Here is a 12,448-nt window from a genome sequence, read left to right as displayed (position 1 = left end):
GATGCTGGTCGGGCTGGTCGTCGCCCTGCGGGGGCGCGGGCGGTGGTGGCACGGGGGAGGACGGACCCCCGCATGCCGGGGCCGAGGGCGTGAAGCCGCGGCGCCGGCGCCCGGCAGGTCAGGAAGACCGCCGGGCGCCCGCCGTCGTTCACCGCCCGCGTCACTTCCCGACGCTCAGCCCCTGGCTCTTCATGGCCGCGACGGTGCTGTCCTGGACGGAGGTGACGGTCTTCGGGATGGTGCCCTGCCCGGCTCCGGCCTTCTTGAGCCCGTCCTTCATGTCGGACTGAACCTGGCTCATCGTCGGGCCCCACACCCAGCCTGTGCTCGTGTTCGCGGCCGCTGTCTTGAACACGTCGTAGATGTTCTGTCCACCGAAGTACGCCGACGGCTGGTCCACGGCAGGCAGCTGCTGTCCGCTCGTAGCGGCCGGGTAGATGCCCGTGTTCTTGATCAGACTGGTGACGCTGTCGCTGTCGGTGCTCATCCAGGTCGCGAACTCCGTGGCTTCCTTCGGGTGCTCGCACCCCTTGAGCACCACGGTCGCCGAGCCTCCGCGGTTACCGGCCGCCTTCTGCCCGGCGGACCACTGGGGCATGGGAGCCACGGCCCACTTGCCGGACAGCTCGGGCAGGTTCTTGGAGATCAGCGGAGCCGCCCACACGGCGCTGACGAGCGACAGCAACTGCCCGTCCTGCACCTTCTTGAACCAGGCCGTGTCCAGCATCGGGTCACTGGTGACCAGCTTCTTGTCCAGCAGGCCCTGCCAGTACTGCGCGACCTTGCTCGTCTGCGGGTTGTCGATGGTCACCTGCCACCGGTCGTTCGCGGTACCGAACCACTTGCCTCCGGCCTGCCAGGTCAGCGCCCCCAGGTCATAGGCGTCCTGCGGCGTGGTCGTCAGGTAGGCCGAGGGGTTGGCGCTGTGCACCTTCTGCGCGGCCGCGGCGAAATCGTCCCAGGTCTTCGGTGGCGAGATCTTGTACTTCTTGAACAGGTCGGTGCGGTAGTACATCGCCATGGGCCCGGTGTCGACCGGGATGCCGAACACCCTGTCGCCGACGCTGGACATCTGCCAGGTCCACGGCACGAACTTGTCCTTGCTGGCATCGGCGTACTCGTGGATGTCCTCCAGCGCGCCGGTGGCGATGAAGTTCGACAGGGTGTCGTAGCCCACCTGTCCGAGGCAGGGCGCGTTGCCGGCCTTCACCGCGTTCTGCATCTTGGCGTAGCCGCCGATGCTGCCCGCCGGGATCTGGCTGTACTTGACCTTGATGTCGGGGTGGGACTTGTTCCACAGCGCCACGGACTTGTCGAGGCCGACCGCCGCCCCCCAGAACTCCACCGTCACCGGCTTGCCGCCGGAACTCGAACCGCCCGAGTCGCCGGAACCGCTACAGGCGCTAAGCGTGACGAGCGAGGCAACGGCCAACATGACCCCAGCCCCCTTCACCCACCGTGAAGCCATGGGAACTCCTTCCGTCGGCCGTCCGCCTTGCGGAGCCTGCCGGTTGATCTGCGAGCGGCGTGTCGCGCACGGAGTCGTTGAGAGCTTCCCGCCATCGGGGACTCATCCCTACGAACACTGCCGAACGGCTTGCGATTGGGGTTTCACTTGAGGTGTGCGCCAGCCCTTGTTGGCCCGTCTGGCCTAGGTGATGCACTGGCACCGCAGAGCAGCGTCCGAGGCTCGGAGTGCTTGCGTTCGAACCGAGCGGCTCACTCTGAAGTGCGAAGCGAATCTCAGTTGCGTCGACTATGGGGCCGGGTGCGCCGCCTGTCAACGCTTTCTCGTCGACTTTTGGTGAAGAGCTTGGCTCTTCGCTGAAAGGGTTGCTGGGCAGCACGGACTTCGGGACCTCTGTGGCGCACTCGAGATCTCCGGGGTCTATGTGTATGTGCGCTGTCGGCCGAGCTGATATGTGATCGAAATCGAGGGGCAGTGCTAAAGCGCGTTGATGACGTGCGTAAAGCGGCGCAGACCCTCTTCGAGTGCGGCCTCGTCCGTGGCGAAGGACAGGCGTACGTGTCCCTCGCCCGACGGGCCGAATTCGGACCCGGCGCGTACGAGCACACCTCCGTCGGCGAGCCGTTGCACGAGTTCGACGGAGGACAGGGCGCTGTCGATACGGGGGAATGCGTAGAACGCTCCGAGAGGCCGGACGACGCTCACCGCATCGAGACCGTCGAGGTGCTGCATGACCAGATCTCGGCGGCGCTGGAAGCGCGCCGAGAGTGCGTGCAGATCTTTGTCGGGAATGCGTAGCGCCTCGACGGCTGCGTCCTGGACGAAGGTGTTCAGAGGCCCGTTGATCGTGCGGTGAACGAGGTTGATCTTTTCGGCGACAGCGGCGGCGGCGCAGATGAAACCGATGCGCCAGCCGGTCATCGAGTACGACTTGGAGAACGTGCCGGAGAGCACCACCCGGTCCCGCACGGAGATCAGTTCAGATGCCGAGGTGAACGCGATCTCGTCGAAGACGATGTCGCTGTATGCCTCGTCCGACAGGAGGTAGAGGTCGGGGTGATCGCGGAGAATGGCGCCGACTCCTTCGATATCGGCCTTGGAGAACACCATTCCGGTGGGGTTCACGGGATTGCACAGGATGAGCATGCGGGCACCCGCTGCGGCCGCCGCGAGTTTGTGCAGGTCGATCGAGCCGTCAGGCCGCGTGGAGATCCACTCGGCCTTGGCCCCTGCCATGGCCGCGTGGTCCGCGTACAGGGAGTAGGTCGGTTCGGGGAGCAGCACTCGATCGCCCGGGTTCAGCAGAGCGAGGACGGTGGCTGCGAGGCCGGCGCTGCCTCCGTGAGTGACGACGACATTCGCCGGGTCGACCCCGAGGCCCTGGAAACGCGCCAGGTGGGAGGCGATCTCCTGCCGGAGATCCGGCGACCCTGTGATCTGCGAGTAACGAGTGCGACCGGCGCGCAACGCCCGGACGGCAGCCTCCACCACTGGCTGCGGTGTGTTGCTGTCCGGTTCACCCATGGCCAGAGAGATGGCGCCCGGCACCGCACCGCCCAGTGTTCTGGGTCGCCTCGACGCTGCTCTGATGCGTTCCGGGAGAGAGCTGGCCGTTCGGGAGGGGAGGGCGCTCATCCGATCTCCAGGGGGTCACGACGGATGTAAAGTGCGAGAACATTCTCACATCGTGATGAGCGGTTCAAGGGTGGGGGCGCGGCTGGATCGGCCGTAGGCAGGTGGTTGCACATGGGCATGCCTGAAGCCCACCGCAGATGCCGTGGGTGGTTGGTTCCTGGTGCTGAGCTACGGCCCCCAGGGGGAGCCGCCCCTCACCGGCTGCCGATCGTGTGCCTCAGGCGCCGGCCCAGCCCTGGAGAGCCCCGTAGTAGGCCGCCGTCAGACGGCTGATCGCTTCCTCCTCCGGGAGGCCGGTGCTGATCAGGTCCAGGATCTCGCGTGGATCGAACATGGCGTTGTACAGGAACAACGCGTGATCGAAATGCTCATCCGGCACGTCCAGGCGCCTCATCACACTGCGAATGGGGCGCTCCCAGGCGTCCCGGACCGGGGTGATCACCTCGTCGTTGTCGCGCAGGCGGGTGAGGAACCCCGTGCGCGATCGGATCTGGACCATGGCGGGGCCGTAGCTGCGGACCAGACGAGCCCACTCCCGGACGACCTCCTCGAACAGGTCCGGGCCGGTCTTGGGGCAGTCGTGGCTGTAGTTGCGCAGCTGGACGATCACGCCGAGCAGGTAGGCCTTGAGGAGCTCCTCGACCGACGGGAAGTACCGGTAGGCCGTGGCCAGCGACAGGTCGGCCCGCTCCGCGATGACCGCCATGGTCATCGCGCCGGGCTCGGTCCTGAGGGCTTCCCCCACGGCCTCCAGGAGCTTGCGCCGGTTGCGGACCGCGTCGCGGCGCATGCCGCGCCCAGCACCCTGTTCCTCGTTCTTGACCGTCAGGGGGAGCCTCCCGGGATGCCTCATCGGAGAGAGGTGTCTCACCTCTGGGCAAGACGATAGTGAGGTCCGTCCGAGTCGCTCAAGCGGCGGGGCCTTGCCCGGTGCCGGGATGTGCGCAGATCTCAACGCGGGAGGATCGTCACCTCGGCCCGGTTGAAGCGGGAGCTGTTACCCCTGGTGTGGAACGGCACGTGGTCAGGGCTGGGGCCCGTGCTCGACGTCTCGGCCCGCGGCGAGTACTGCTGGTGAGGGTTGCCGGGGCCCAGTGTGAGCGGAATCGTCAAGCGCCCCTGGGCGTCGGCGGTGGCCGACCGCGCTGAAGCGCCAGCGTGGTCGCGGATCGTGACGTGATACCGCGTGCCCGGTCGAGCCAGTGAGGGCGTCAGTACCGTGGCCGAGCCGTTTCCGACCACCGTGAAGCGGCGCTGGCGCGCAACGTTCAGCGCACTGAACTCGGTGACGTCCCGCCGCATCCGTACGGTCCAGCCGTAGGCGCTGTACTGCGGCCTGATCGACGAGAAGGTGAACGACCGGGGAGTGGCGCGGTGCTGCGAGTGGCGGGCGAAGTAGGACTTCAGGTGCGGTATCCAGCCTCGGAGGTCGGCCTGCCAGTAGGGCCATGTGTGGCTGCCGGGTCCGTAGTCGTGCCACCGGTGCCGGATGTCGAGATCCAGCAGGCGCTCGTGGAAGGACACGTTTTCCTGCCGGATTCTTTGTTCCGTGGGGTCCACGGCCTCGCCGTCGCGCCGGGGTCGTCCGTTGCCCGTGTACAGGGACACGTCCGTGTGGGCCAGATTGGCCGCCAGGTCCCAGGGGTTGTCCCCGCGCCAGCGGACTTCCTGCGTCGCCCGCGGGCCCCAGAGGGAGGGGTGGAGCTGCTCGATGATGGTGCGCATCTGGACGTTCCGGTGGTCGACGTCGCCGGAGAACGAGCCGACGGCACCGAAGAGGTCGGGGTGCCGGGCGGCGTACGAGACGGCCCCGAACCCGCCCATCGACAGTCCGGCGGCAGCCCGCGCCCCGCGCTCGGGGATCGTGCGGTAGTGCTCGTCCACCCAGGGGAGGAGCCTGTTGATGTGGAAGGTCTCCCACATCGGCCGACCGCGGTGACCGTTGTTCCACCAGTCGGCATACCACTCCGTGGAGCCGGCGTCCGGCATCACCACGATCGCGGGCAGGCCGGCCGTGATCTCCTCCGCGGCACCGTCCTGTGTCCAGCTCGCAGCGCTCTGCCCTCCACCGTGGTAGAGGTACAGCACGGGGTAACGGCGCCCCTTCTGCGCGTCGTAGCCGCGGGGGAGCAGTACACGCACCTTGGTCGTGCCGTCGAGCGCGGACGAGGTGAAGGTCAGCTCGCTGAGCCGCGGCGAGAGACGCTTCTGATTCGCCAGCGCGATGCCGGTTTCGGTGTGGGTTGGCTCGGCTGCCTCGGCTGTCAGGGCGGGAGGGTGACCGCATCCGAAGACCATCACCGCCCCCAGAGCGAGTGCCGCGGGAATCCTCACGCGCCTGCCGTTCAAGATGGTCCGCCTCCATGTGGTCATGTTTCGCTTCTGTGTCCGTAGTGGGCTCGCGGCGCCCAGGGAGGCACGGGACGGCGGCTGTCGTCTCCGGGATCGGCGTGCCGACGTTTCGGTGTTCGGCGATGAACGGGGGCGCGGCGTCCGTGGATGTCGTAGCCGCGCGCTGCGACCGTCTCCGTGACCCTCCGCCGCCGTCGATGCCGCTGCGGGCTTCTGGCATCGTGCGCTCAAGTCGTTTCGAGACGGGTCGGCCGGCCAGGCGCGCGCACGCTCGTGGCTCGCTCATCGCCGACGAGGAGCCGGATCCCGGTCTCGCCGGTGCGCGGGCACACAAGTCGGCCGCGCCTCGGCGGCTTTCAGCGGGGGCGTCGCCGGGGTCTTCGATCCGTGTCGGCAAGGTGCTCGTCGACGAAGGCACGTCGGCCGATCCGCTCGATGGCTTGGTCGCCTGCGCCTTCGGATGTGCCGTGGCCGGGGAAGTGTTCGCCGGCGGCCGCCACGCCGGGTGCGGCCGGGGGCGCGTATCGACGAGCCCGGCAGAGAGCCGGGCGGCCGGTTCGGGGCCTTCGCCGCGGACCGGTACCGGACGAGGTCACATGCTGGACCGCGCTCGGTGCCGGCGCGGCGGTATCGGCCAACGGCGCAGACGCATCGGATGTCTCGGCCGGGGTGCGAGCCTCGGATGGCCGAGAGCGAGGCATGTGAGGTCTCCTTGACTGCGGGTGCGCGATCGGGCGAACCGTCCACCTCAATCTCGAAATTAGATTCGCATTTCGAGATTGAGGTGGACGCTAGCACACGGTTTCAGTCGCACGGAAGTTCTCAGGCCTCGTCGTCGACCACTCCTGCGAGGAAAGCCTCGATGCCTGTCGACACGTCCACCGCGCCCGGGTTGTACAGCCACTGCATCTGGAGTCCGTCGACGGCTGCGATGAGCAGGTTCGCGAGGACCTCCGGCCTGGTGTCGACCTTCAGGCGACCGCGACCGCGCAACTCGGCGAAGATCCGGGTCAGGTGCAGGCGCAGGTTGTCGTAGCGGGCCCGGTACAGCTCGTGAGCGGGATGCCCGTCGGCCGTGGCCTCGCTCGAGATGATGCTGTGCAGCTGGATCAGCCCGGGTCGGGCCTTGTTGGCGCGCACGACCCGCAGTTGAGTCTGCAGAACATCCAGGTCATCGGCTTCCCGGACGATCGCGGCCGTCTCCCGCTCGTGTGCGGCGAGAACCTCGACCAGCAGTTCCGCCTTGCTGCCGAAGTGGTGCAGCAGGCCGGTCTGGCTGATGCCGGCCCGCTCTGCGATGTCCTTCATGGTGGCGCCGTGGAAGCCTCCGGCGCCGAATGCCTCGACGCAGGCGTCGAGGATCTTCTGCCGCACCTCCGCGGTCTTCGCGTAGGACCCCCGGGGGCCGCGGGCCCCGCTGCTCGCTGTCTTCGCCTGCTTTGTCACGGGCCGAGCATAGAGCGGTACCTTGGCCCTGACTGAATTTGTCAACGGGCCACTGTTTTAGCGTGGAGAGGCGGCGAGGCCGTCGCCCGAACGACCTCCTAGTAGCTGACCACCGCGCGGAAGCGGACGGCGCCCTTGGCGACCTTGTCGACCACCGTGGCCACCTCCTCCTTCGGGAACGTCTCGACCATGGGGGTGACCTTTCCCGCGGCGGCGAGGTCGAGGGCCTCCCGGAGGTACTGCGGCCCGTTGTGGGTGGAACCGATCACCTGCATGCGAGTGCCGATGAACGGAAGGCCCCTGCCGGAGGGTGGGACGGTGAAGGGGGCGGTGGGGTCGATGCCCGACAGGACCAGTCGCCCGCCGGGCCGCAGGCCCGTCAGCGCCTCCGCCGCGGCCGGATACGACGTGCCGGTCGCCAAGATGACGTCGGCGCCGCCCGCTGCGCGCAATTCGGCGCCGTTCGCCACGACCTCGTCCGCACCCAGTCGCCGTACCACGTCGTGTTTGTCCGGCGAGCTCGTCATCGCGATCGTCTCGAGACCGCAGGCGTGCGCGAACTGCACCGCCAGATGGCCCACCGCGCCGATGCCGAGCACGGCGACCCGCTCGTGCGGCTGAGGCTCCCCGGCGCGCAGGGCGGACCAGCCCGTGTAGCCCGCGCACAGCATGGGCGCGGCCAACTCGAAGGGGAGCCCGTCGGGCAGGAGTACGGTCTCGTCGGCGCCCACGACCATGTACTCGGCGTGTCCGCCCTGCACGCTGAAACCGGTCGTGGTGGGTGCCGCGCACGCGAAGGCGGCCTGCCCGGTCACCGGCAGGCCCAGACGGCAGTAATCGCACCGTCCGCAGGCGGCCCGGACCCAGTGGGTTCCCACCCGGTCACCGACGCGGCGCGTGGTGACCCCCGGCCCGACCGCGACGACCTCGCCCGCTGGCTCGTGTCCGGTGATCGCCGGGTCGACCGAGGGGAACCGGATCGCCCCGGTGGTGGCCAGGACGTCGTTGACGCATACGCCGGAGGCGCGCACCCGCATCAGCACCTCGCCGGGCCCCGGCTGCGGAGTAGGCACCTCGCGCAGTTCCCACCTGCCGTTGACCTCGGGTATCACGGCTGCCTTCACGGAGTTCACCTTTCTTGTGCGACGGATGAAAGGAGGGCGCGGATGTCGTCGACCACCGACGGCGCAGGAGGTACGAGCGCGTCACGACAGGGTCACAGCGTGCTGACGTCGGTGCGACGGCGGTCCTCCTTCATGGGCAGGGAGGTGACGGTGGCGCGGAGCTCGCGCTGGACGGTGCCGGGGTTCCCCCACAGCACCGTCACCTCGGTGCCCGGTGCCGCCAGGTCGCGATCGATGACGCAGAGGGAGATGGTGCGGCGCAGGTGCGTGCTGTACGTGCGGGAGGTCGAGACGCCTACCGGGTGTCCGTTGACCAGCACCTGGTCGAGGCTGGCGCCGATCTTGCGCGGCATCTCCATGGGATCGGGCAACGGGCCGTCGCCGAACTGGGAGGCGAACAGGGCGATCACGTCCTCGTTGTTCCAGTGCAGGCCTGCCAGGTGGCGCGCCGGGCCGCCTTCGGCCGCCTCCGCGGCCAGCGCGTCGCGTCCGATGAAGTCGTCGGAGGTGAGGGCTCCGCGACGGCCCCAGCCGAGCTCACCGGGGCGGCGGAAGTACTCCGTCACGTCGGTCGGGATGAAACTGCCGTCCGGCATCCCGCGGGGAAAGAGCCTGGGCGCCCCCGGCGTGATGATCGACGAAGGCAGGTAGTCGATGCCGACGGTCGCGATGCCCGCCTCGATGTGGGCCACGAGTTGGGAGCGCATCCCCAGTTGGCGGATGCCGTGCTCGGCCCCGGCCTCGACGACCGCCGTCCAGATCGCGTTGGCGTCGTCGGCGGACCCGTGCAGTTCGTACCCCAGCTCCCCGGAGATCCCCGAGCGCAGAATCCGCACGGGGATGCCGCTGATACTGGTCATGCGGCTCCGGTTGAAGCCGATGTCGCGCAGGCTCTCGCCGGTCGCTGCCTCGAGTGCGAACAGCGACGTCGGCCCCTGGATCTCGAAGATGAACATGTCGGGGCTGATCACCTCGCTCTTGGCGTCCCAGCCGCCCTGGTCGATCTGCCAGGCGGTCCAGTCGACGCCGCCGCCGCTGTAGACGAACTCCTCCTCGGCCACCCGGTACAGCAGGCCCTCGGAGGCGATGTGGCCGCGTTCGTCCAGCTGGACGTGATGCTTGATCTGGCCGGGCTCGAAGCGTGACAGGTTGTTCATGCCGATGCGGGTGAGCGCGGTCAGGGCCTCGGTCCCGTGGACGCGGAGCTTGCCGATGGCCGACCAGTCGCCGATGTAGCACGACTGCACATGGGCCAGGCTCTCCTCGCCCCAGCTGGTGTACTCGTACGGGATGAAAACGGGCGTCCACCGGAAGAGCAGACCCTTGACGTTCGCCTCGTCCTGGGCGGCGGCCGCCGGGCTGAACACCGCCGGCCGCTCCACGTCGAAGGGACGGTCGGCCAGTTCCAGCAAAGCCTGGTAGCGGGCGCGCTGCCGGTCGATCAGATGCTCCATGGAATTCCTCCGGCGGTGATGGTGGTACGGCATTTCTGACCCGGAGTTGTTTCGCCGGGAAGCCGTCATTTCGCTGAGCGACATACTCACGAGAAAGCTGGACGGCGCGGCCTGTGCCGCTGTGTCGGCAGGCGACGACTGCTTGGCCGGGTTCGGCGGCCGAGGGGCCTCGCCGTCGATACGCCGCCCTGGTCACGCGGTCAGGTCGTCACGTCGCCGACTTCCAGGCCCTTCAGCTGCTCCAGGTAGGACGCCATCCATTCCATGGAGAAGCCGCCGTTCAGCCGGAGGGCGAAGTTGTAGAGCAGGAAGGGGTGGACACCGAGCTGGAACAACTTGCGGATGTCGGTCCTGGCCAACGCCTCGCGCTCCTGGTCGGTCAGGTCGCGGTCGGCGAGGGCGGCCTCCGGGACTTCCTTCAGCTGCTGCGCCAGGTCGCCGTCGGCGGCGACCTCCCACAGCACTCGGTTGGTGGCGTACCGGCTCATGGGGCCACCACCTCCGATGCGGGGGCGGACGCATGGTCACCCCAGGCCAGGAAACCGGTCGGCGGGGCGAAGGTGCTGGCTACCTTCTCGGCGTAGTCCGGGGTGACTCCGCCCACAGCGCCGAGCGCGAAGAGGAAGTCGAGGAATCCAGGGGTGCCGCTGCCGATCGCTGCCAGCGACTCGTAGGTGGTCTCCTTGATCAGCGACTCGGTGTCACCGGCGGTGATCTGCTCCCATACCCGTCTGTCCCACTCTGTCTCCGGCTCGGTCTGGAACCGTGCCATGGCCGGGTTGCCGATCGCGTTGGACAGGTGCCCGCTGGCGATGATCGCCACCCGCAGGTCGGCGGGGTGCGCCTCCACCATCTCGACGATGGCGGCGCCGAGGTCGTAGAAACGACGCCCGGTGGCCACCGGCGGAGCCATCACGTTGGTGAAGATCGGAACGACCGGTAGGTCCTGCTCGGGCCTGAGGAAGCTCAACGGGACGGTGAACCCGTGGTCGAGCAGGAAGTCGTCGCTGTAGGAGAAGTCGATCCCGCGCTCGAAGCCGCCGCGCAGCAGGTGCCGCGCGATGTCCCCTTCCAAGGCGGTGTCGTAGGGCCCGATGCCGAACAGCTCCTGCTCGTGCGGGAACGGGCCACGTGCCCGGACCGCCTTGCCGATCAGGAACGTCGGCATGTTGTCGTAGAACCACTGGTTGAAGTGGTCCCCGGAGACCACCACCAGCACGTCGGGCCGCGCGGCGGCGAGCCGTGCGCGCAGTTCCGCGAAATGGGCTATTGATCGCCGCAGCGGCTCGGGAGCCGCCGACCCGCCGGCGGCAACGCCGGGGAGCAGCGGGTCATGGGGAGTGCACAGCACTTGGACGACGCTGGCCATCGCTCACCTTTCAGCATGGAACCCTCCAGGCAGACCAGCCGTACAGAGGGGATCTCCACATTCGGTGGTAACAGCGTGAGCGGTGCGACGTCGTTGTGGAATAGCGGAACCGGTATGCGCACTATCCACGGAGCGGATGGTCCGACGACGTTCGTCGTGTGACGTTCCGTTCCCCGGAGGACGTGGCGTGCGCTCGGGTATTGATCTGGTCCATGGCTGCGATATGAAACCGCGTATTGGACGTGGCCCAGGCCACCCACAAGATGGTTCTGCACCACGGGAGTTCAGGGCATCCGCAGCGGAGCCGCCGGGCCTCCCGGTGCTCACCGACGCTCGTTGGCATTCGGCCCGGACGTCTCTCATCGCCCTGCACCGATCTCCTCAACCTGCCCTGACGCACTCGGGAGTCCTGCCATGACCAGCATCCAGAACGCGCTCATCGTCGGCGGGGGCATCGCCGGCCTGACCGCCGCGACCGCCCTGTCCCGTACCGGAATCTCCTGCGACGTCGTCGACCTGGCAGACGGTCCGGCCGGGGCCGCCATCTCACTGCTCAACCGGGCCGTCGACGGTCTCGCCGAGACTGGAGTCCTGGATCAGTGCCTGGACGAGGGGCTGGCGGTGTCCCCGCAGGACATCTTCGCCTACTTCGATGCGGCGGGGAAACCGGTGTCCACTCCGCCCATGCCTCCAGCACCGACGTCCGCTCTGCCGCACGGCATCCTCATCTACCGGCCGACCCTGGCGAACATCCTCCGGCGAGCCGCGGAGCAGGCCGGCGCGAGCGTCCGGAACGGCGTGGGGCTCGCCGGGCTGCGGCAGACGGAAGACTCCGTCACTGCCACCCTCACCGACGGCTCGGAGCGGTCGTACGACCTGGTCATCGGCGCGGACGGCATCCGGTCGAAGACGCGTTCGCTCATCCTGGGGGACCAGGTGACCCCGACCTACTCCGGCCTCACGATGTTCCGATGGGTCGCCGACGGGGTGCCGGACGTCGGCCCGATCGGGCACTACGAGTCGGAGTACCTCTGCGTGACCCGGCGGCAGCGGGACGGCGGCCTCTACCTCGCAACCGGCCGCGAGTTCCCGGAGCGCCCGCGCATCGATGCGGCACAGGCCCGGCAGATCGTCCGGGAGAACCTCCGCTCTTTCACCGCGCCGCTGATGCGCGCGCTGGAGGAGCGGCTCACGGACGACACGAAGATCATCGTCAACGACTACGACTGGCTGCTCGTGTCCGAGCCCTGGTACCGGGGCCGGGTCCTGCTGATCGGCGACGCCGCGCACGCCACCACCGCCCACCTCGGTGCCGGAGGGGGGATGGCGATCGAGGACGGCGTGGTCCTCGGTCAGGAATGCGCGGCAGGGGGCCCGTTCGAGGACGTGTTCAAGCGCTTCATGACACGGCGCTTCGAGCGGGCTCGCCTGGTCGTGCAGACCAGCGTCGAACTGGACCGCATGCAGCAGCGGGGAGAGCCGATCGCCGCCCAGAACCAGGTGCGGGGGCGGGCGATGGAGGCTCTCTCCAGCCCCTACTAAGCCCCCTGCTAAGCCCCGTGCCCGGCACATGCGGACCGGCGACCACGGGAGCCGGCGA

The 12,448-nt window shown here is 68.5% G+C and carries 10 protein-coding genes; 1 reads left to right on the top strand and 9 read right to left on the bottom strand.

Translation table 11 applies throughout. The annotated features are described in order from the left end of the window. Positions 1–160: 160 nt before the first annotated feature. From PBV52_RS02795 to PBV52_RS02755, 9 genes are all read right to left on the bottom strand, one after another. Entirely contained in the window at positions 161–1,435 is a 1,275-nt protein-coding gene (locus PBV52_RS02795) for an ABC transporter substrate-binding protein (RefSeq protein ID WP_274236655.1), read from the bottom strand. A gap of 510 nt (positions 1,436–1,945) precedes the next feature. After that, positions 1,946–2,992, bottom strand: a complete 1,047-nt coding sequence (locus PBV52_RS02790) for a pyridoxal phosphate-dependent aminotransferase (protein WP_274236654.1) — start codon at positions 2,990–2,992, stop codon at positions 1,946–1,948. A gap of 328 nt (positions 2,993–3,320) precedes the next feature. Then, complete coding sequence (locus PBV52_RS02785; RefSeq protein ID WP_274236653.1) at positions 3,321–3,893, bottom strand: TetR/AcrR family transcriptional regulator; 573 nt, start codon at positions 3,891–3,893, stop codon at positions 3,321–3,323. A gap of 161 nt (positions 3,894–4,054) precedes the next feature. Next, a complete protein-coding gene (locus PBV52_RS02780; RefSeq protein ID WP_274236652.1) occupies positions 4,055–5,452 on the bottom strand; it encodes an alpha/beta hydrolase family protein in 1,398 nt (465 codons plus the stop codon). Positions 5,453–6,277: 825 nt separating this feature from the next. Then, a complete protein-coding gene (locus tag PBV52_RS02775) occupies positions 6,278–6,901 on the bottom strand; it encodes a TetR/AcrR family transcriptional regulator (RefSeq protein WP_274236651.1) in 624 nt (207 codons plus the stop codon). Between the two features lie 98 nt (positions 6,902–6,999). Then, complete coding sequence (locus PBV52_RS02770; RefSeq protein ID WP_274236650.1) at positions 7,000–8,025, bottom strand: alcohol dehydrogenase catalytic domain-containing protein; 1,026 nt, start codon at positions 8,023–8,025, stop codon at positions 7,000–7,002. Between the two features lie 92 nt (positions 8,026–8,117). Continuing rightward, positions 8,118–9,479 (bottom strand): glycine cleavage T C-terminal barrel domain-containing protein, encoded by a 1,362-nt coding sequence (locus PBV52_RS02765; protein ID WP_274236649.1) that lies wholly within the window; start codon positions 9,477–9,479, stop codon positions 8,118–8,120. 200 nt (positions 9,480–9,679) lie between these two features. Next, positions 9,680–9,967: a hypothetical protein gene (locus PBV52_RS02760; RefSeq protein WP_274236648.1), complete on the bottom strand. Its 288-nt coding sequence runs from the start codon at positions 9,965–9,967 to the stop codon at positions 9,680–9,682. Then, on the bottom strand, positions 9,964–10,848 hold the full coding sequence (locus tag PBV52_RS02755; protein WP_274236647.1) for a hypothetical protein: 885 nt from the start codon (positions 10,846–10,848) through the stop codon (positions 9,964–9,966). Before PBV52_RS02755 ends, PBV52_RS02760 begins: the two co-directional genes overlap by 4 nt. Before the next feature lie 414 nt (positions 10,849–11,262). Here PBV52_RS02755 and PBV52_RS02750 point away from each other — a divergent pair, with 414 nt between their 5' ends. Then, complete coding sequence (locus PBV52_RS02750) at positions 11,263–12,390, top strand: FAD-dependent monooxygenase (protein WP_274236646.1); 1,128 nt, start codon at positions 11,263–11,265, stop codon at positions 12,388–12,390. The last annotated feature ends 58 nt before the right edge of the window (positions 12,391–12,448 follow it).

The organism is Streptomyces sp. T12 (genome assembly GCF_028736035.1).
Taxonomy (GTDB): domain Bacteria; phylum Actinomycetota; class Actinomycetes; order Streptomycetales; family Streptomycetaceae; genus Streptomyces.
This window is presented reverse-complemented; position numbering and strand designations above follow the sequence as displayed.